General features: G+C 65.7%; 17 protein-coding genes. 10 read left to right on the top strand and 7 right to left on the bottom strand.

What is annotated here, in order from left to right:
• Positions 1-53: 53 nt before the first annotated feature.
• The 3 genes from RAD16_RS22425 to wrbA all read left to right on the top strand — a co-directional run bounded on the left by RAD16_RS22425 (position 54) and on the right by wrbA (position 2,259).
• Positions 54-806, top strand: coding sequence for an SDR family NAD(P)-dependent oxidoreductase (locus RAD16_RS22425; RefSeq protein WP_458160029.1), 753 nt, complete (start codon positions 54-56; stop codon positions 804-806).
• Positions 807-846: 40 nt separating this feature from the next.
• Entirely contained in the window at positions 847-1,545 is a 699-nt protein-coding gene (locus RAD16_RS22420) for a pirin family protein (RefSeq protein WP_458160028.1), read from the top strand.
• Between the two features lie 114 nt (positions 1,546-1,659).
• Positions 1,660-2,259, top strand: a complete 600-nt coding sequence (gene wrbA / locus RAD16_RS22415) for an NAD(P)H:quinone oxidoreductase (protein ID WP_200513090.1) — start codon at positions 1,660-1,662, stop codon at positions 2,257-2,259.
• A 314-nt stretch (positions 2,260-2,573) separates the two neighbouring features.
• Here wrbA and RAD16_RS22410 read toward each other — a convergent pair whose 3' ends face one another.
• Together RAD16_RS22410 and RAD16_RS22405 are read right to left on the bottom strand one after the other, a co-directional pair.
• On the bottom strand, positions 2,574-3,458 hold the full coding sequence (locus RAD16_RS22410; protein ID WP_458160027.1) for a protein-L-isoaspartate O-methyltransferase family protein: 885 nt from the start codon (positions 3,456-3,458) through the stop codon (positions 2,574-2,576).
• A gap of 115 nt (positions 3,459-3,573) precedes the next feature.
• Positions 3,574-4,050, bottom strand: coding sequence for an Lrp/AsnC family transcriptional regulator (locus tag RAD16_RS22405; protein ID WP_458160026.1), 477 nt, complete (start codon positions 4,048-4,050; stop codon positions 3,574-3,576).
• Positions 4,051-4,170: 120 nt separating this feature from the next.
• Here RAD16_RS22405 and RAD16_RS22400 point away from each other — a divergent pair, with 120 nt between their 5' ends.
• The gene (locus RAD16_RS22400; RefSeq protein WP_458160025.1) at positions 4,171-4,710 is read left to right on the top strand and encodes an RBBP9/YdeN family alpha/beta hydrolase; all 540 of its coding nucleotides are present in this window, start codon (positions 4,171-4,173) and stop codon (positions 4,708-4,710) included.
• A 21-nt stretch (positions 4,711-4,731) separates the two neighbouring features.
• Here the strand turns inward: RAD16_RS22400 and RAD16_RS22395 are convergent, their stop codons facing one another.
• The 3 genes from RAD16_RS22395 to RAD16_RS22385 form a co-directional block, all read right to left on the bottom strand.
• Entirely contained in the window at positions 4,732-5,877 is a 1,146-nt protein-coding gene (locus RAD16_RS22395) for a GNAT family N-acetyltransferase (RefSeq protein WP_458160024.1), read from the bottom strand.
• A gap of 133 nt (positions 5,878-6,010) precedes the next feature.
• The gene (locus RAD16_RS22390; RefSeq protein WP_458160023.1) at positions 6,011-7,357 is read right to left on the bottom strand and encodes an O-antigen ligase family protein; all 1,347 of its coding nucleotides are present in this window, start codon (positions 7,355-7,357) and stop codon (positions 6,011-6,013) included.
• Positions 7,358-7,402: 45 nt separating this feature from the next.
• Positions 7,403-8,470, bottom strand: a complete 1,068-nt coding sequence (locus RAD16_RS22385; RefSeq protein ID WP_458160022.1) for a glycosyltransferase — start codon at positions 8,468-8,470, stop codon at positions 7,403-7,405.
• A gap of 248 nt (positions 8,471-8,718) precedes the next feature.
• Here RAD16_RS22385 and RAD16_RS22380 point away from each other — a divergent pair, with 248 nt between their 5' ends.
• Complete coding sequence (locus RAD16_RS22380) at positions 8,719-9,717, top strand: glycosyltransferase (protein WP_458160021.1); 999 nt, start codon at positions 8,719-8,721, stop codon at positions 9,715-9,717.
• A gap of 9 nt (positions 9,718-9,726) precedes the next feature.
• Here the strand turns inward: RAD16_RS22380 and RAD16_RS22375 are convergent, their stop codons facing one another.
• Positions 9,727-10,755 carry a glycosyltransferase family 2 protein gene (locus RAD16_RS22375; RefSeq protein ID WP_458160020.1) on the bottom strand — a complete coding sequence of 343 codons (1,029 nt, stop codon included), beginning with the start codon at positions 10,753-10,755 and terminating at the stop codon, positions 9,727-9,729.
• Positions 10,756-11,161: 406 nt separating this feature from the next.
• Between RAD16_RS22375 and RAD16_RS22370 the strand changes: the two genes are divergently transcribed.
• From RAD16_RS22370 to RAD16_RS22350, 5 genes are all read left to right on the top strand, one after another.
• Positions 11,162-11,962, top strand: coding sequence for a methyltransferase (locus RAD16_RS22370; RefSeq protein ID WP_458160019.1), 801 nt, complete (start codon positions 11,162-11,164; stop codon positions 11,960-11,962).
• Between the two features lie 288 nt (positions 11,963-12,250).
• Complete coding sequence (locus RAD16_RS22365; protein WP_458160018.1) at positions 12,251-14,614, top strand: exopolysaccharide transport family protein; 2,364 nt, start codon at positions 12,251-12,253, stop codon at positions 14,612-14,614.
• Entirely contained in the window at positions 14,607-15,413 is an 807-nt protein-coding gene (locus RAD16_RS22360) for a WecB/TagA/CpsF family glycosyltransferase (protein ID WP_458160017.1), read from the top strand. Before RAD16_RS22365 ends, RAD16_RS22360 begins: the two co-directional genes overlap by 8 nt.
• 19 nt (positions 15,414-15,432) lie before the next feature.
• Entirely contained in the window at positions 15,433-16,425 is a 993-nt protein-coding gene (gene galE / locus RAD16_RS22355; protein ID WP_458160016.1) for a UDP-glucose 4-epimerase GalE, read from the top strand.
• A 231-nt stretch (positions 16,426-16,656) separates the two neighbouring features.
• Positions 16,657-16,998, top strand: coding sequence for a hypothetical protein (locus RAD16_RS22350; protein ID WP_458160015.1), 342 nt, complete (start codon positions 16,657-16,659; stop codon positions 16,996-16,998).
• On the opposite strand, the gene RAD16_RS22345 is transcribed toward RAD16_RS22350, so the two are convergent.
• The gene (locus RAD16_RS22345; RefSeq protein WP_458160014.1) at positions 16,972-20,538 is read right to left on the bottom strand and encodes a bifunctional diguanylate cyclase/phosphodiesterase; all 3,567 of its coding nucleotides are present in this window, start codon (positions 20,536-20,538) and stop codon (positions 16,972-16,974) included. The two genes, RAD16_RS22350 and RAD16_RS22345, sit on opposite strands and share 27 nt — an antisense overlap.
• Positions 20,539-20,711 lie beyond the last annotated feature (173 nt).

Here is a 20,711-nt window from a genome sequence, read left to right as displayed (position 1 = left end):
ACAGACGGAGGCTTATCCAAGGGTCATCAGACATTCAGGACTGGAGAAATCCAATGACCAAGAAGCTCTCAGGCAAGGTTGCCCTCGTCACCGGCGGTTCGCGCGGCATCGGCGCGGCCTCTGCCCGCGCCCTCGCCGATGAAGGCGCCGACGTCGCCATCAGCTACGTCGCTTCGCCCGAAAAGGCCGAAGCCGTCGTCACCGAACTGAAGGCCAGGGGCGTCAAGGCCCGCGCCTTCAGGGCGGACCAGGCCTCGGCGAAGGACGTGACGAAGCTCGTCAACGACGTCGCGAAGGAATTCGGCCATCTCGACATCCTCGTCAACAACGCCGGTGTCGCCAATGGCGGCGCGATCGACGACGCCAATGCGGACACCGCCGCGCTGGAGCGGCAGGACCAGGTCAACGTGCATGGCGTGATCGCGGCGATCCGCGCCGCCTCGCAGTTGATGGGTGAAGGCGGCCGTATCGTCACTGTCGGTTCGATGCTCGCGGACCGGGCCTCGTTCCCCGGCCTTGCCGACTACGTTGCCACCAAGTCCGCCGTGGTCGGTTACACCAAGGGCGCGGCACGCGATCTCGGCCCACGCGGCATCACCGTCAACGTGGTGCAGCCCGGCTCGATCGACACCGACATGAACCCGAAGGACGGCGGCGAGTTCGCCGAGGCCCAGCGCAAGCAGCACGCGCTGCAGCGTTTCGGCCGCCCCGAGGAAGTCGCCGCCGGCGTGGTCTTCCTCGCAAGCCCGGAAGCCTCCTTCGTCACCGGCACCGTGCTCAACGTCGATGGCGGGTTCGGCGCCTGATCCAGGCGCCACCACCATCCAATTCAAGGGAATTACGCAAATGATCGAACTCAGACCTTTCGCAAAGCTCGGCGGCGCCGATCACGGCTGGCTCAAGGCCAAGCATCATTTCTCCTTCGCCAGCCACTATGATCCCAACAATATGGGCCATGGCGCCTTGCGGGTGTGGAACGACGACGAGATCGCGCCGAACACCGGCTTTCCCGCCCATCCGCACGCCAACATGGAAATCATCACCTATGTGCGCGAGGGCGCGATCACCCATCAGGACAGCCTCGGCAACGAGGGCCGCACTGAAGCGGGCGACGTGCAGGTGATGAGCGCCGGCAGCGGCATCCGCCACTCCGAGTACAATCTGGAGCCGACACAGACGCGCATCTTCCAGATCTGGATCGAGCCGACGGCGCGTGGCGGACAGCCGACCTGGGGCTCGAAGCCGTTCCCGAAGGCGGATCGCTCCGGCAAGCTCGTCACCATCGCGAGCGGAATCGAGGGTGACACCGACGCGCTGCCGATCCGCGCCGATGCGCGGGTGCTCGCCACCACGCTGAAGGCCGGCGAGAGCGCGGAGTACGAACCGGAGAAGTCGCGGCATCTGTACCTCGTGCCCGCGGCGGGTTCCGTCGAGATCAACGGCGTGCGCGTCAACGCCCGCGACGGCGCCGCGATCCGCAACGAGGAGCGGCTGAAGATCACCGCGCTCGAAGACACCGAGCTCGTGCTCGTCGACGCGGCGTAAGCGCCACCGCCACACCAACTCGTGATGTCCGGCCTCGCGCCGGGCATCCATCTCCTTCGCAACGACAGCACACCAAACAACTCACGCCATCACGATATCCCCACGGAGACCACCATGACCAAAGTTCTCGTCCTCTATTATTCCGCCTATGGCCACATCGAAGCGATGGCCAATGCCGTCGCTGAAGGCGCGCGCGAAGCCGGCGCCACCGTCGACATCAAGCGCGTACCCGAGCTGGTGCCGGCCGAAGTCGCCAAGGCGTCCTATTACAAGGTCGACCAGGCCGCCCCTGTCGCCAAGATCGAGGACCTCGCGAACTACGACGCGATCATCGTCGGCACCGGCACGCGTTTCGGCCGGATGGCCTCGCAGATGGCCAACTTCCTCGACCAGGCCGGCGGGCTCTGGGCCAAGGGCGCGCTGCACGGCAAGGTCGGCGGCGCCTTCACGGCAAGCGCGACCCAGCATGGTGGCCAGGAAACGACGCTGTTCTCGATCATCACCAACCTCTTGCATTTCGGCATGGTGATCGTCGGCATGAACTACGGCTTTGCCGGCCAGATGAAGCTCGACGAGGTCACCGGCGGCGCGCCCTACGGCGCCACCACGATCACCGGCGGTGACGGCAGCCGCCAGCCCAGCGCCAACGAGCTCGCCGGTGCGCGCTACCAGGGTCGCCAGATCGCGGAGACGGCCAAGAAGCTTCACGGCTGAGTTGCATGGCTGATGCGATGGAGGCGGCATTCTCATTCGGGAATGCCGCCCCATTTACCTGCCATGGCGTTTGAACTCCTCCTGATCGCGCAGATGATCCGCAAGCCCGCGCAGGCGCTGGCTCGGCGATGGTACTGTCGCAGCCTGTTCAGGGCCTCGCGCGGCCGGTTTCGCTGTGAAGGCTGCACGAACGCGTGAAGCGGACGTGACCCCGCTAAAGCGCGATGAGATTAGGAGGGATGGTCATCGCGCTTTAGGTTGTTGTTTGAGCATGATCTGTTCGGAAACCGCTACGCACTTTTCCGGATCATGCGTTAGGCCTGCGTGATGTCAGCCTGAGGCCTGATTGAATTCGTCACGACCGGCGCGGGCGCCGTCGACAGCCACCAGCCCTCACCGGCAAACCAGCACGTGTGGTCGGGAACGCCTTCCCTCCGCAACGACTGCACGCTCTCCCATCCTCCTGCGAACGCCTCGGCCAATCGCCGGGCGGCATCCTCATCCTGCAATCCCGCGCAGCCGATGAACTGGGCACGGCTGAGGAATTTGGCAGGCCAGACCGCCCCCTCGTCCGGGCGCGTGATCATCAGCATGCCGCCGAGCATGCCCTCGGGCGCGAGCGGAAACACCAGCCGCCCGCCCGGCCGCAGCGCATCGAGCCATTCGGCGGCAGGCTGCGCCGCGCCGGCGCAGACATAGATCACATCGGCAGCAGGCAGGTCCGACGCGATGCCCGAACGGTCGCGCAGCCCGACATGGGCGATGTCCTTCAGATTGTCGCGCGCAAGGCCCGCCAGGCGTTCGTCGATCTCATAGGCATAGACGCGGCCGCCGGGGCCGGCGAGATGCGCGAGGATCGCGGTGTAATAACCGCTGCCCGCGCCGATCTGGATCACGGTCTCGCCCTGCTTCACCGCACAGCCGCTCAGCCAATAAGCATGCGCGCCGGGCATCCCGATATTGAGACCACGTGTGCTGTCGAGCGCCAGCAGCGTGTTCTGATAGAGAAACGCGGGATCATCATCGGGCGTCACGACATAGGGATGGCCGCCGAGAGAGATCGACCATGGCCCGGGCCCGACGAACGGCTCGCGCCTGACGGTCCGAAAGGCCTCCTCGATCCGGGGGTCCTCCGCACGTGCGGCTGCGCAGATCAACTGCGCATAGAATGCGCGATATTTTGCCGAACGATCTTCCATGCCGCCTCCGGACAACGAAGGTGACGATAACACAATGCGCGCGATCACCGGAAGGTTTGCGCAAGCGCGGGCTTTGTGACGGCGCGGTGACGTGTCGATCGCGTGAGCCTGCGCCTCACCTGCGTTCGGTCTTCTTCCTGACGAGGTCTTTGCCGATTGGCCGCGGTGGCTCGCTCCGCAGCACCAGCGAGGTCGTCACCGCGCCGAAACCCGCGATGCGATCCACGATCGTCTCGAGGTCTTCGGGCGCAGGGACGAGCACCTTGAGCACGAAGCAGTCGTCGCCGGTCACACGATGGACTTCGATGATGTGCGGAATCTCGCTGAACCGCTTGAGGCAGGTCTTGATGTGCTCATGCGAGGTGCGCAGGCGAACCAGCGCCATGAGGCCGAGGCCGAGGGCGCGTGGATTGATGCGGGCGCCGTAGCCTTCGATGATCCCGGCCTCCTCGAGCCGCTTCACCCGCTCCGAGATCGCCGGCTGGGACAGCCCGACCGAACGGCCGAGCTCTGACAGCGGCACGCGCGCATTGGCCTGCAGCGCCTCCAGGATCTTCAGATCCTTGGCATCGATGCTCCCGAAGCGATCCAACCAAATTCTCCATTCCGCCTTGAGATCATCGGCCAATGCCCGATTGCGCCGATGACTTGCCATGTGATGCAGGACCGGGATCGGTCACACTGCATCCATCTCAGATATCACGGGACGATCATGCACGACATCATCACATTGCCCGGCCTCGGCGGCTCTGGAGACACCCATTGGCAGACGCTGTGGCAGCGCGCCGAAGCCCGCGTCTCGCAATTTGCTCCGGCAAGCTGGGACCGGCCGGACCTCGACGACTGGGAGCAATCGCTGGAGCGCGCGGTCGCGCGCAGCAAGGGCCCGCCTGTGCTGGTCGCGCACAGCCTCGCCTGCCTGCTGGTGGCGCATTGGGCTGCGCACTTCCCCACTGCGATTGCCGGCGCATTCCTGGTCGCCGTCCCCGATCCGGACGGCCGCAATTTTCCTGCCGAAGCCGCCGCATTCAGACAGGTCCCGGCGCGCGCGCTGCGCTTTCCGTCGCTGATCATCGCCAGCACGGATGATCCCTATGGCGGGCTTGCGACGACGGAGCGGCAGGCGCGCGACTGGCAGTCCGGCTTGATCCTGGCGGGCGCACTCGGCCACATCAATGCGTCAAGCGGGCTCGGTGACTGGCCGCAGGGCCGGGCGTTGCTCGAGGCGTTTTGTGCGGGCCTTCGGCGATGACCGCGGGAAGGCTGGCGTGTATCAGCGCGCCCGCTTGCCCATCACCCGCGCCGCAATGGCGGCGAGCCTCGGGTGGCGGCGCAGTCCCTGCGCGGCGAGATCGCGCCAGGCAAAGGGCTGGCCGCGCCAGGACAGCGCGACGCTGACATCGGTCAGCGGCACCTGCTCGGCGCCCAACCGGCGCTTGTAATCCTGATTGCCGATGCTGAGATCGAAGCGGCGCACGCCCTGCGCATGCAGCGCTTCCATGGTGCGTTCAGTTACGAGCAGCCCGGGCGAGAAGTTCGCCCAGGTCTTGCCGGTATGGCTGATGCGCAGCAGGAAATAGGTCGCGCCGTACCTGACGCCGAGCGTGGTGGCAACGATGCCCCTGTCGCAGACCAGCGCCGAGACGACGGCGTAACCCTCGGCGGCGCCTTGCCGCGCGACGTCGCGATAGAAGGCGGCGTGGGCGTCGTCGTTCAGGACGAACGGCGAGCCGAGCTGCCGCATCCGCTCCTCCTGCTGCACGTCCATCACGTCGAGGAATTCGGATGCGCGCGCGACATCGGTGGCGATCTCGAACCGGGCGCTGCCAAGACGGTTGAAGACGCGCCAGCACCGCGGCAGCTGCAGGCGCCTGATCGACGCCCGATAATCGGCATAGTCATCGCCCATCAGCACGAGATTGCCGTTGACCGAGCAGGATCCGATACGGCCGAGCGACACCAGCGGATTGGGCTTGCCGCCGACATGAGCCGGCATCTTCTTCAGGCGCAACAGATCGAAGCCGTCAGGCAAGGCGCGCAAACCATCGACCAGCGCGGCAGCGATCGCGCGCGCATCGGCGGCATCGAACGTCGCATCGCTTGCGAGGATCGGCGCGTTGTTGTCGGAGACGCCGAGATCGGCGAACTCGACGATACGGATGCCGCGCCTGACATGGTTGATCATCGGCACCAGCGCGATGTCCTTGCCGGTCGTGGCATCGTAGATCAATGCGATCAGCGGCGCGGCGTCGCGAAACGCAGCGTACCAGGCGCCGAGCCAGTAACCATGCTGGAAGGCGGTGCGATGGCCGGCGTTCAGGCGCGATGCGGCCTGCCGCCAGTCGCGCAGGAAATCGACTGCGATTCCCGACGTGCTGGACACCCGATCATCTGGTTGCTCGACGCTGAGAAACGTCATCCGCGGCGCATACAGTTACAGAATGTTTCCAGATAGATGATGTTTTGCCGCCGATCACAAGCGACGTCGCTGCTTATCGTTAAGCCGATACCACTTTCCGTACCTGCGACAGATGCGCCCCTGCGACAAGCTGTCAGTGTTCCGTTTGCGCGACGCACTGGAACCTCGCCAGGAAATGCAGGCCGGCGACGGAGAGCGCGAACATGAACCAGACCGGATTCTGGCGTTCGAGCAGGAAGGTCTCGGTGGTCCCGAAGTAGAGGCCGAACAGCCAGATGGTCAGGAACAGCTTGCCCAGCGCGTTGCTGCGATTGTGAGTCTGGACCGTCTGAAAGTTGCGGAGCGGCGCGAGCACGAACACGAGAACGACCAGCAGCAGGCCCGGCAGGCCGATGGTGACGGCGAGATCGAGATAGCTGTTGTGGCTGTGCGCCGCAGATGTCGCCCATTCGGAGCCCGCGGCGGTCTGGCGCTCGGTCACGTCGTCCCAGAACGCCGCATAGCCGTGGCCGATGATCGGCTTCTCGGCGACCGCTGCGAGCGCAAACTCCCAGATCTCGGAACGGCCGGTGAAGGTGGGATCGAGCGGCAGCAGCCGCGTCACGGCGCCGAGCGACGGGCTCATGACACTGCCGACCGTCAACAGGTTCATCACGATCAGCGGCGCGAAGCAGACGATCCGCTTCAGCCACAGACTTCGCGTGACGTAGACCAGCGATGCCAGCCCATAGATCGCAAGGCACAGCACCGACGACGTCTTGCCGCCGGTGAAGACCAGGAACAGGCCGGCCAGCGCCGCGATCGCCGGTCCCATCACGAACGAGCCGATGGCGGACAAATAAATGCCGACATAGACCAGGATGGTCATCACGGGCGAAGCGACGTTCTTGTGGCCGAAACTGCCGCGCCAGTCGCCGGCAAGCTGCGGCTCGGTGATGTCGAGCGCGGTGTGGATGGAATATTGCGGGGCGAGGACGACACCGAGATAGCACAGCACCAGCAGGGCAAGCGCGGCGGCCCCGAGGCACCAATTGAAGCTGCGCTGTGTCGGCGGCAACAGCGGCAGCAGGACGGCGGTCGACGTCACGCTGGCCGCCAGCACGAAGCGCTGGATCGAAACCCCGCGGCTCTCGGAGAAGACGATGTTGATCAAAAGCCAGCCGACCAGGCAAAGATGCAGCGGCGTCACCAGGCTCTTCAGAGCGGGCGCATCGGTAGCAGCGACGAACAGCACTGCGACCGCAGCCAGCAGCCCCCATGAGATATAGGCGAGCGCCATGCGTCCGCCGACGACGGCGGCGACATCGGGGTTGCGCAGGTCCGGAAACGGATCGAGCGTCACCAGCACGAGCAGCAGCGCGGCGACCACGATGACGCAGCGCGCCGCCTGCAGGGCATTGAGCCCGGACAGCTCGTCGCGCAGGATGTGGCCGAGCGTTCGGGCCTCCACGTCGGTCATGTCAGCGGCGCTGCGATCCATGGCTCAAAGCCGGTGTGATGAACCCGGGGAAGCAAGCCCGAGGTGTTAGCCCATCCCCGTTAACCATCCGTCAACCAGCATGCCGGAGGTCGCCGACACCTTCTGCTGCCGCGCCACGCTTCGCGCGATCTCGTAATATTGCAGCGCGCGCTGCTCGAGCGTGAGATTGTCGAGCACGAAGCCGCGCGGATCGAACTTGCTCGTGGCACAGCCGGCCCAAAAATCGTCCCAGCCAGCCTCGAAGGAGGCCGTGTCGGCGAATTTGGCGCCGCAGCGATCGTCCCAATACGGCACCGAGGACACCGGCGCGAACTGCACGCGGTGCGGATAATAATCGGGGTCCCGCCACGGCCCGCCCGGATCCCAGGCGAACACCGGCACGCCGCACGACAGCGCCTGCTGATAGGCGATGCCCTGGCTCTCATTCTGGCACAGGAAGATCATCGCGCGCGAAGACGCCAGCGCGGTCTGATAGTCCTCCTCCTTGTAGCTGCCGTAGCGCAGCTCCGTGAACGTGCGCCCCTCCTTGCGGAGCCGGGCGCGGACGGGCTCGATCAGGTCGGGCGCATAGCGCTCGCGGTCCCAATGGACCTTGTCGTAGATCAGGACGTCGACGGATTTCTGCGCGACGCGCGACGGTGCCCAGAGATCGGTGTCGATACCGACCGGCCAGGCCTCCGTCTCCGGCCAATGCGGGCGGTACATGTCGACGTACCACGGCCCGGGCACCACCACCTTCTTCACCGGCAGCCGCTTGAACAGATCGAGGTCGTCGAGCGGATGATTGTGGGCGGCGACCCCGAGCAGGATCGGGTTCTTCCACGCGAACTTGTCGAGCAGGAAGGTGCGGCCGATGATGCAGGCCACTTCCTCGGGATGCTGCGCGATGTAGCCGTAATCGTTGACGCGGTAGCGGATGCCCAGCCGATCGAGGCCTGCACAGAGATTGAGGAACACGCGCAGCTGCCCGCTCATCCTGGGCTCGCCGAACAGCATACGGCGCGCCATGCGCCGCAGATGCCGGTCGCCGGGAAACCAGCGATCGTCCTTGTCCTCGTAGAAGAGGTTGAGGACCATGTCGTCGGGATCGTAGTGGATTGTCTTTGCGGGCACTGGGTCCATCCGCGGCAGCAGGTCGCGCATTCTCTCATGGGACCGGCTGTCGCACTGCTCGAAGTTTGCGACAGGCTTAATGCCAACGGCTTAACGCTAATTGACGAAACCGGCCGCGCGCGGGGCTTCCCGGAAACGAATTCGCCGTAATGCGGGTATCATCCGCAGCAGCCGGAATTACGATTGCTGGCATTCGCCAGCCCGGCAAATGTGCCCTGGTTAACAGACCGTTAAGGACGAGCCGCAGCTTGAGCACAGCCCACGACGTTCTCGAAGACGTTCTCGAAGCACCCGCCGCGCCGCGCGCGGCGACAGTCGCGCGTCTCCAGCGGCCGCTGATCCCGGTTGCGTCGGTGTCTCTCGTCATTCCCGCCAAGAACGTTGCGGCCTATGTCGGCGAAACCATCGCGAGCGCGCTGGCGCAGGACGAGGTCACCGAGGTGATCGTCGTGGACGACGGCTCGACCGACGACACCCTCGCGATCGTCCGCGCCGTCAGCGATCCGCGGCTGCGCCTGATGACCAACGATTCCACCGGCGTGTCATCCGCGCGCAATCTCGGTGCGCGACATGCGAGCGGCGACTGGCTGATCTTCCTCGATGCCGACGACCGCCTGCGTCCCGGCGCGGTGGCGGCCTTGCTGGCGGCCGCGCGCCGTGCTCCCCGCGCGGTTCTCGTCTATGGCGACTACAACACGATCGACAGCGAGGGACGGCAGATCGGTCGGCGCGAGCTCTTGAAGGGACGCCGCAAGCCGTCCGGCGACGTGCTGGCGCGACTCGCGGCCGGCAACTTCATTGTCAATGGCGGCATCGCGCTCGCACGAGCAGAGGCCTTTCGTGCCATCGGCGGCTTCGATACTTCGCTCAGATATTGCGAAGACTGGCACTGCTGGTGCCGCCTGGCCGCGATCGGCGAGTTCGCGTTCGCCCCCAAGCTGTTGCTCGACTATCGCGTGCACACGGCCAATACCATGAACGCGGCGATGCGGACGCCGCAGGATTTCCTTCCAGCGGTTGCACGCATCTTCGATGACGGGCTGATCCTGGCAAGACTGCCCGAGGGCGCCGCGGCCGGACTGCGTCAGTCCGCCGAGATCCATCTCGTCACTTATTCAGCAATGCAGGCGATCCGTTTCCGCCGATATCGCGATGCCCTGGCTTATCTCGCGATCGTCGGACGCAGGTCACTCAAGGCTCTGCCGCGTTCCGCGATCAGGGTCGTCCTCGCTTGCTTCGGCATCTAGTCCGCAGCGTTAGGAAACGATCTTCGAGGCCTCATAGGGCTTCGGCGCGAAGCCGAACGCGGCAAGCATGGAGCCGATCGCGACCAGCGCCGGATGCATCGCGACAACGGCCTTAGACGTCGGCAGCAGACGGGCCGCGCGCAGCAGCGACAGCGGCAACCGCCCGAGCATCTGCGCAAACACCCGCGCCCGCGCGGCTCCGCCCTGCGCGGCTTTGTACTGCACACGATAGTTGATCGCGCCGATGCGCAGGCCACGCTTTACGATCCAGCTGAAGCTGGTGCGGCTCGACGGAACGGTCTCGGTGATGACAGCCTCGGCCGTCCAGTGGAAGATCATGCCGGCATCGCGGCAGCGCACGAAGAAGTCGCAGTCGCCGCCGCCGAGAAAATTGAAGCGCAGGTCGAAGGCCGGACTGCCGAGCCGCTCGAACGTCGCGCGCGTGATCAGGCAGTTGCCGCAGCCATAGATCAATGGCACCGCGCCGGTGTAGTCATAGGCCGGACAGAAAGCAGGATGGCGCGCAAGCCATGGCTGGCTGTCATCGTCGAAGACCGGCAGCACCGGCCCACCGACCACGTCGGCACCGGTCGCCTCCGCGGTGCGGACCATCAGCTCCAGCCAATCGGGCGAGGCAATCTCGTCATCGTCGATCATCAGGAAGCGCGTCGCGGCTGGAAACAGCGCCTGCGCCGTCTCGAACGCGGCGTTGATTGCCTGGCAATTGCCCTGCCGCTGCTCGACGAGGCAGATGCCCTGGAGCCTTCCGTCGGCCAGATACTCCGCGGCAACCGGCGCGCTCGCGCGCCCTGCGGCGTCGTTCTCGACCATGACGACGGCGAAGGAGCGCGGCGTGCGCTGGTTCACCAGCGAGTCCAGCGTCAGCCGCAGATGCTGCGGGCGACGGAAACAGGGAATGCAGACGACGATGCCGACCGACAGGTCGATGACGCGCGAGCTTGCCGCGATCTCGCGGTTGGGATCGCGCACGGCATCCGAGATCCGGCTGGCGGACAGGTCTGTCGGGATCAATGTCATTGCGTTCTAAATGCCCGAGATATGTTGAGAAAGCCCTGCGTCGATCGCACGCATCGCCGCCGTCCCGCGACGGCACAGCACCGCGGGACAGAGGCGTGCCAAAGTGAACGGCGGGATCGGGGCATCAAACGGCATCGCCTCGCAGGTCTGCCGGCCATGCGGACGTGACCTCATGCGCTTAACCGCTTTCGCGCCTTTCTCCTGCAAATCCATACGCACGTGGTACTGCAATTCGCAGTCCAGCGTTCAGTGACGGCGCGAAGCGGACAATGCCGTAGTTAACGCCCATGCGCATTAACCCGGCCGTAAGCACCGCGACCGGTGAAGCGCGACGGCATCAGATTTGCTCTTCGGGCATGCGGCATTTTTCCTGTAAATTTGAATAGAACAAGCGCGGTCAGAAAAAATGAACAAGCCAGCCACGATCGATTTCGCGACAGCCACGGCGATCAACATCCCCGCCGCTGCTGCCCCCGTCCAGGCGCTGCACGATCTCGTCCCCGGCGAAGCCCGCGACAGCCTGCTCGCCGTCCACGACGTGCTGCGCCGGGAATTGCCGCAGGGCCAGCTCGCGACCTACGAGGCCGGCGGCGGCTCCTGCAGCGTTCTGCCCCCGGAATTGCTGAGCCGCAGCAGGGTCACCGTCGTCGACATCGACGAGGACCAGGTCCGCAACAACACCTATGCGGACGAGGCGATCCTCGGCGACGTGCAGACCTATCGCTTCGGATCCGAGAGCTTCGATCTCGTCATCTGCTACAACGTGATCGAGCATCTGCCTCATGTCGACGCCGCGCTATTGAATTTCCGCGACGCGCTCAAACCTGGCGGAATGATCTTGATCGGCGCGCCCAATCCGCGCTCGCTGTCCGGCGTCGTCACCAAATACTCGCCGCACTGGTTCCACGTCTGGTTCTACCGGAATATCCGCGGCATCAAGGATGCCGGCCTGCCCGGCGAGCCGCCGTTCCCGACCTTCTTCCATCCGCTGGTGACGCTGCCGCGGCTCGAAGCGTTCACGGCCGCCAACGGCCTCGAGATGATCTATCGGCGCGAGGTCGAGAGCCCCCGCTATCCCGAGATGCGCCAGCGCAAGCCGCTGTTCGCAGCTCTGGTCGATGCCGGCGCCGCCGTGCTCAACGCGGTGCTGCCGCGCGGCACCGATGTCCGCCGCGGCGATTATCACGTCATCCTGCGGAAAAGGTGACAAGAATGCGCGCGCGATCCACCGAACAACGAGCGAAGCCTCGCGGTGATGCTGCGCGCGGTAACGAACCGTTAATCTCTGAGGGAGCCCGGCATCGACGGCGTCGCAGCAACGCGTCGAACTGCGGCATGCGTTTAAACGCTTTGTTTGCCATTTCGGTGAATAGTCCCGCAATGAGTATGGTTAATTTTCCCTGTTGCGTTGATTGGGCACCTATATCCCGGGTGCGTGGCGTAAAGCGAAGAGCAACCCCTCAGCCCGCGGCAGTTGGAATGGAAGCTGGGGATCATGCTTGACTATAACCAGCCGATAGATCGGGCCAAACCGGAGGCCCCGCAGCAGGCGCCTCAGGCCGGCTTCAACGTGCTGGAGCTGGTCAATCTGCTTTGGCGTCGCAAGATCGCGATTGCGGCCGCCGCCCTGCTCGGCGCGACGCTGGCGGTCACCGTCGGCAAGAGCATGGCGCCCCGCTACACCGCCACCGCCCAGCTCTATGTCGATCCGCGCGAGCTTCAGCTCGTCGACCGCGAGCTCACGCCGCGCGCGCAGGACGTCTCCGGCATGTCCATGGTGGTGGAGAGCCAGGCGCGCCTGATCACCTCCAACAGCGTGTTGCTCCAGGTCATCCAGCAGGCGGGCCTCGACAAGGATCCCGAATTCGGCGGCGGCGGCGACGCCAGGTCGCTGATGTCGTCGCTGCTCGGCCTGATCGGCCTGCAGCCCCGCGCGCCCTCCGCCGCGGAGACGAAGGAAGTGCAGCTTGCGGCGCTCGATGCGCTGAACCGGCACATCACCATTCGCAAGACCGAGAAGAGCTTCATCGTCGATATCGAGGTCTGGTCGACCGATCCGGCGAAGGCGGCGATGCTCGCCAACACGCTGACCAGCGTCTACCTCACGGAATCCCGCAACTCGCAGGCGTCGGCGGCGCGTCGCGCCACCAACGATCTCTCCGGCCGCCTGAAGGAGCTGCGCGAGCGGCTGCGCAACGCGGAGACCGCGCTTGCCACCTACAAGGCCCAGAACAATTTCGTCGGCACCCAGGACTCGCTGATCAGCGACCAGCAGCTCTCCTCCAGCAACCAGCGGCTTTCCGCGGCCCGCGCGGCGACGATGGACGCACAGGCGCGGCTCGACCAGATCGAGGCGAGCCGGCGCACAGCGGCCGATGCCGGCGCTATACCCGAAGCACTGCAATCGCCGACCATCGCCAATCTGCGCGCGCAATATGCCGATGCCCGCAAGAAATATGCGGAGCAGGCCGGCGAGCTCGGTCCGCGCCATCCGGCGCTGCGCCAGACCGAGAAGCAGGTCGAGGATCTCAAGCGCACCATCAGCGAGGAGATCGATCGCTTCGCGCAGTCGGCCAAGAACGACCTGACGCGGGCCCGCGACTACGAAGCCTCGCTCAATCGGGCGCTGGAAGCGCAGAAGCGGCAGAGCGTGCAGCTCAGCCAGGCGGCTGTGCGCCTGCGCGAGCTCGAGCGCGAGGCCGATGCCAGCCGCGACGTCTATCAATCCTTCCTCAAGCGCTCGCGCGAGACCGAGGAGCAGGAGACGCTGAACACCTCGGCCGCCCGCGTCATCGGCGAAGCCACGTTGCCGCAGCGTCGCTCGTTCCCGCCGGCGATGAGCCTGTTCGCCATGATCGGTTTCATCTTCGGCGCGATCGCTGCGTCGAGCTGGTTCGTTGCCGCCGAACTGCTGTTCGCCGGTGCGCCCACGCCGGCCCGCCGCGAGCGTACGCCTGCGCCGCAGGCTCCGCGCGCTCCGGAGGCGCCGCGGGGGGCGGAGCCCCCCCGGCCGCAGCCGGCTGCGCGCGCTCCCGAGATTGCGCAGGCGCCGCCGGAAGTTGCCGCACCGCCGCTGCAACCGTCGATGGTCGAAAAACCCCTGATCGAAAAGCCACTGATCGCACGCCTCCAGGAGGCCGATGTCATCCATACGCTGGGCGCCATTCTCGCCACCGGCGGCGGCGTCGACCTGACACGGCTGGGCTGGCCGACGCTGCGCCCCGGCTTTCCCCTGACGAGCCTGCTCAATGCCTGGCGCGACATGCGCGCCGCAGTCGCGCGGCGCGCCGGCGGCAAGACGATGCCGGTGATCGCGCTCCTAGGTACCAGCGAGACCGTCGGGCGCAGCGTAACCGCGCTGAATTTCGCGCTGGCGGCCGCGCGTGACGGCGTCCGCGTGCTGATGATCGATGCCGACCATCAGGCTCACCCGCTCTCGAACAAGGTCAATCGCCCCGGCAAGAGCGAGCCGAGTGCGCGCGGCTGGCTCTCGATCGGCAGCAAGGCCGCACGCGAGATCAAGACGGTCAACGGCATCTCGGTGCTGCCGGCGGCCGAGGGCGACGCCGGCAAGGCCGCCGAGGCCATCCGCAAAGCGATTGCGCAGGCGCGCTCCGCCGGCGGCTATGACCTCGTCATCCTCGACGGCCCCGCAATGCCGCTTGCAGCGAGCAGCCGCAAGCTGCTCGACGATACTGACGCGCTGGTGGCAGTGCTGCCGACCAGCATGGACATCAACGACAGCCTGGAAGAAATCCTGAGCATGCTCGGCCGCGCCGAGCGCAAACTCGTCGGCGTCGTGCTCGACGAGCTCACTCCCGCAACCCAAGCGCGCCAGGGGGGCAGACAATATGCTTGAGCGCCGCACCAACCCGGAAGGCAGAGCCGCAACCGCCGACGTGCCACGAATCACGGTCGGCGGCCTGCGCATGGCCGCACTCGACCTGGAAGCCACCGCCGACTTCATGATCGAGGCCACCAATCCCGACAACCGGATCGGCCGTCCGCTGTACCTGACCTCGGCCAACGGCGAGGTGCTGGCGCGCTGCTCGACCGAGCCGCAGACCGAACGCCTGTTCCGCGCCGCCGACATGATCAATGCCGACGGTCAACCGCTGGTGGCCGCCTCGAAACTGCAATCCTGGTTTCCGCTGCCCGAGCGCGTCGCGACCACCGACCTGTTCCATTACGTCGCGCGCAAGGCGGAAGCGATCGGCCGCACCTTCTACATGTTCGGCGCCAGCGAAGAGGAGAACGCTGCCGCCGTCGCGAATGTTCGCAAGCTCTATCCGAACCTCAAGATCGTCGGCCACAGCCACGGCTATCTGCGCGGCGACGCCCTGCGCGCGAAAGTCGAGGAGATCAACGCACTCGCCCCGGATTATCTCTGGGTTGCACTCGGCGTGCCCAGCGAGCAGGCTTTCGTCGAAGAATATACGCCGCTACTGACCAATGTCGGCGTCATCAAGACATCGGGTGGTTTGTTCAACTTCCTGTCGGGCAGCCGGTCCCGTGCGCCAAAATGGATGCAAAACGCCGGTCTCGAATGGGCCTGGCGCACCTGGCTCGAGCCGCGCCGGCTGTTCTGGCGCTATTTGACCACCAGCCCCCGCGCGATCTATCTTCTCTTCAGCCGCAAACGGCGCTTCAATCGCTGAGAGAAGAGTAGAATACGACATGACTGACCGACCGACTGTCCTCGTCACAGGAGGCGCAGGCTATATTGGCTCGCATGCCTGCCGCGCTCTCACCGCCGCCGGTTATCGGCCCGTCGTCTATGACAATCTCACAACAGGTCATCGCAGTTTCGTTGCCGGAGAGCTCGTGACGGGCGATCTGCTCGATGGCGCGGCGCTGGCGCGCGCCTTCGCCGAGCACAGGATCACGGCGGTGATGCATTTTGCGGCAGCCAGCCTCGTCGGCGAGTCCATGACCGACCCGCAGAAATACTACATCAACAACGTCCAGGGCACGCTGTCGCTGCTCCAGGCGATGCGGAATGCCGGCTGCCATCGCATCGTGTTCTCCTCGACCGGCGCCGTCTACGGCAATGCCGATTCCAAGGAGTTGCCGGAAGACTTCCCCTGCGCGCCGATCAATCCCTACGGCGCCTCGAAATGGATGATCGAGCGGATGCTCGTCGACTATCGCGCGGCTTACGGCTTCGGCGCATTCTGCCTGCGCTATTTCAACGCCAGCGGCGCCGATCCGGCCGGCGGCATCGGCGAGTTGCGTGACAACGAGACGCATCTCATTCCGCGCGCGATGATGGCGCTGCAGGGGCATGTCGACTTCGCCGTGTTCGGCGACGACTACGCCACGCCCGACGGCACCGCGATCCGCGACTACATCCACGTCACCGATCTCGCCGCCGCGCATGTCGCGGCACTAAAGCTGCTCGAGCAGGGACATGCCGGCGGCAGCTTCAATCTCGGCACCGGCTCCGGCTTCTCGGTGCGCGAGATCCTCAACGCCATCAGGCAGGAGACCGGGCGCGAGGTACCGCACACCGTCAAGCCGCGTCGCGCCGGCGATCCCACCTACCTGGTCGCCGACGCTTCCGCCGCGCGAAAGGTGCTGGGCTTCGTGCCGCGTCATTCCGACCTCGCCACGGTGATCCGCACCGCCTGGGCCTGGCACCAGAAGGCGCATCCGCTCAGGCCGCGTTAAGCAACCGTAACATCCGTACCTTGCCTGCCGTGCCCCCAACCGGCTAGAATGCATATTCGCTGCCGCCGTTGGCGTATCGCCAACGGCCGCATTTTTGGGCATCGCCGACGATGAGGTCGGGATGCATGGCTCGGCCCAGTTGCGCGAGCTCATTTTTCCGAGCGTCAAGGCCACGATCAGATCCGCGCGCCGGCCTGTCGTCAGGCGCGGATTCTCAGGAGTTTCGACCGCATGCATGAGGCAGCACGCCTGGAGTTTGAGCGCGTGATGGATGAGTTCGTTCGCTGGCACGTCGTGCCTACGGACGAGCGCTCGCCCGCGCCTGCCTGGTGGTGGGGACCCGCGATGGCCGTGGTCGACGACCAGGAGCCGATGAGCTGCGCATGGTGCGCTGGGCTCGGCTTGAACGAAGGCACGAGCTTTTCCGACGGCGCGCGCACGATCCTGTCGCTGTTCGTCGAGCAGACCTCGCTGACCGGGCCGCAGGATTTTCCAAGCATTGCGGAGGGCGCAGACCACGAGGTCCGAGAGCTTCATCCGCTGCCGTCAGACGACAGCGCGTTTCAGCCGTAACGCCGCCGCTTCTTGCGCGGCGAGATCCGGCTCGGGCTGCAGCGGCGGCGCCACCGGCAGAACCTGGGGCCGCAGCAGCTCGGCCATCTGCCTGGCCGGCAGCGGCTTGGAGATCAGGAAGCCCTGCATCTCGTCGCAGCCATGGGTGCGCAGGAATGCCTCCTGCTCGGCGTTCTCGACGCCTTCGGCCACGACCGTCATGCCGAGCGCCTTGCCCATGCTGATGATCGCCTGCGCGATCGCCTGATCCTCCGAATCCTGCGGCAGGTCGCGCACGAAAGAGCGGTCGATCTTGATGGTGTCGATCGGGAAGTGCTTCATCAGCGACATCGACGAATAGCCGGTGCCAAAATCGTCGATGGCGAGGCGGATGCCGCGGCTCTGGATCGCGTCGAGCACCTTTAGCGCGCGACCTACGTTGCGCATCATCATGCTCTCGGTGACCTCGAGCTGCAGCAGCACCGGCGACATGCCGGAGGCCGCCAGGGCCTCGTCGACATCGTGCAACAGATGCTCGTCGGCGAACTGTCGCGGCGACAGGTTCACCGCCATCGACAGCGGCAGCAGGCCCCGGCGCTGCCAGGCCATCGCCTGCGCGCAGGCTTCATTCAGCACCCAGCGACCGATCGGCACGATCAGCCCGGTCTCTTCCGCGAGCGGAATGAACTGCGCCGGCGAGACGTTGCCGAGCTCGGGATGGGCCCAGCGCAGCAGCGCTTCCACGCCGGTGATCTGGCCGGTCTCCATGTCGACCTTGGGCTGGTAGTTCAGCGAGAACTGCTCGCGCTCCAGCGCCCGGCGCAGCGCGCTTTCCAGCGACAGCCGCTCGATCGACTGCGTCTTCACCTCCTTGGAGAAGAGGCGATAGCCGTTCTTGCCGTCTTCCTTGGCGAGATACATCGCCATGTCGGCATTCTTGGTCAGCGTCTGCGCATCGGAGCCGTTGGCCGGATACATCGCGATGCCGATCGAGGCCGTGGTGTGGCACTCGTGGCCGGCGAGCTCCATCGGCTCGGCGAGCGCCGTGAGCAGCCCGGTAGCGATGCGCTGGACGTCATCGATCTCCCCGCACTGGTCGAGGATCACCACAAACTCGTCACCGCCGAGGCGCGCGACGACGTCGCTCGCCCGCAGCGCGCCGCGCAGGCGGTTCGCGACCTCGAGCAGGAGCAGATCGCCGGCCTCGTGGCCCAGCGAATCGTTGATGACCTTGAAGCGGTCGAGGTCGATGAACAGCACCGCAAAGCGGTGGTCGTGGCGCTGGGCCTCGTCGATCGCCCCGCGCAGCAGCCCGTTGAAGGTCTCGCGGTTCGGCAGATCGGTCAGGCTGTCATGCGAGGCGAGGTATTCGATCCGCTCGTCCGCCCGGTTCTTCTCGTCGGCGCGATCGAAATTCTCCATCGCGAAGGAGACGTTGTCGGCGAGACGCTGCAGCAGCTCGACGAACTCGACCGTGAAGGTCTCCTGCTCGGTCGACATGTAGATCATGACGCCGATGGCCTTGTCGTGCGTGATCAGCGGGAACGCCGCACCCGAACGCGCGCCGTCGCCCTGCAGCACGGCATGGAAGGCGCTGACGCGGCTGTCGTTGACGTAATCGTTGCTGACGCAGGGCCGCCGGGTGCGGAACGCCGTGCCGCTCATGCCGCGGCCTTCCGGCCGGTCGGCGTCGATGGAGAGACGAACATTGCGGGTGGTCTCGGCAGACGGCCCCGCGGCCGCGACGATCGCGAGCTGGTCGCTATCGGCGCTGAGAAGCGCAATGGTCGTGGAAGTGAACTTGCCGCCGGTGGACGCGGCCTGACAGACCAGCTCGAACAGCTCGCCGCGCGACTTGGCGCGCACGATCGCTTCGTTGGTGGCGCTCAGCGCCGCGAACATGCGCGTCAGACGATTGCGCTGCAGCTCGGCTTTGGCCTTTTCGTCGGCGCGGTCGAAATTCTCGAGCGCGAAGGCGACATTGGCCTGGAGGCGCTGCAGCAGCTCGACGAATTCGGGCGTGAACGTGCCGCGCTCCGGCGAGTTGAACAGGAAGATGCCTTCGACGCGGTCGCCGTTGAAGAGCGGCAGCGCCGCGGACGAGCCGATGCCGTTGCGGCGGGCATCGGCCTGCCAGGGCTTGATCCGGTCGTCGGACAGCACGTCGTTGCTGATGCAGGGCTGGCGCGTCCGGAAGGCGGTACCGGTGAGCCCCCGTCCCTCGGGAATCTGATCCGACGTGGAGAACTTGAAGTTCCGAACCGTATCCGCATTCGGGCCGAAGCAGGCAACGACGCGGAGCAGCTCGGCCTCGTGATCGACCAGCGCGATGTTGGCCGAGGTGAACTTGGCGCCCTTCGCCGTCGCCTCGCAGACGAGGTCGAACAGCTCGGCCCGCGAATGCGCGCGCAGGATCGCCTCGCTGGTCGCGCTGAGCGCCGCATACATGCGCGCCAGGCGCTCTTCCTCTGCGGCGATCCGTGCTTTCTCGGCCTCACGGTCGAAATTGTCGACGGCGAAGCAGACGTTCTCGGCGATACGCAGCATCAACCCGACGATCTCCTCGTCCCTGGCCCAGGACTGGCTGAGGAAGGACAGGATCACGCCGATGCTTCGGCCATGCTTGACCAGGGGCGCCGCGACAACCGCGGCGACGCCCGTATTGATATTGGCCTGTTCCCACGCCGTTCCCCTGGTGCGGCGCGCGAGATCGCGCTCGACGATGGGCTTCTGGGTCCGGAACACCTCGCCTGAAATCCCGCCTCCATAGGGATTCTCGGGGTCGGTGGAGTAGTGGGTCCGCGCCACGATCTCCAGATTCTCGCCGGAGCCGGCGACCGGCTTCAGCCAATGCGAATCCTGCTCCTTGAGCAGGACGAAGGTCGCCAGCGACTTGCCGCCATGCACGGAGGCATCGCAGACGAGCTGGTAGAGCTCCTGCTCGGTCTTGGCGCGCAGAATGGCCTCGTTTGTGGCGCTGAGCGCGCCGAACATGCGGTTGAGCCGCCGCGTCGCCCGATCGCTGCTCTGCCGGGCGGTCTCGCTCTCGAAATTGTCCAGCGCATAGGAAATGTTCGCCGACATGCGCTCGAACAGCGACACCATCTGCTCGTTGAGCGAGTTGGCCTCGCGGCGGGTCACATAGAGCACGCCGACGCTCTTGCCGTCGCAGAGCAGCGGCAGCGCCGCCGCCGCGCCGATTTGGGCATGGGTCGCGCCCGCGCGCCATGCCAGCGAGCGCGGATCGTTCAGATAGTCGTTGCTGATGCACAGCTTCTGATCGCGAAATGCCTCGCCGCCGACGCCCGATCCTTCCGGCGTGCCGGCTTCCGTGGTGATCACGAGCGAGCTCAGCCGCGGGATATCGTCGCCGCAACCGGCCGCAAAGCGCAGCCGCCGGCCATCCGGCTCCACCAGGAACACGGCGACAGCCAAAAAGTCCCCGCTCGAAAACCCGGCGTCGCAGACCTTCTGGTACAGCTCGTCCGGCGATTTCGCGTAGAGGATCGCTTCATTGATGGCGCTCAACGCCGCAAAGGTGCGCGCGAGTGTCGTCGGCACGATCTCAACTCCCGGGCATTTCTGCCGATTTCTCCCGGGTGCTTTATGAACGGCGATCGCCTAAGTGGTCGTTATTGCGCGCTGCAAACCCGCGATCAAAGTGAACGAGCGGCGAACAGGCGCCGCCAAACTGTCGGGAATGCCGCCGCGCGGGATGAATCCTCGACGAAAGG

The sequence above is a fragment of the Bradyrhizobium sp. 18BD genome, from assembly GCF_054185225.1.
This window is presented reverse-complemented; position numbering and strand designations above follow the sequence as displayed.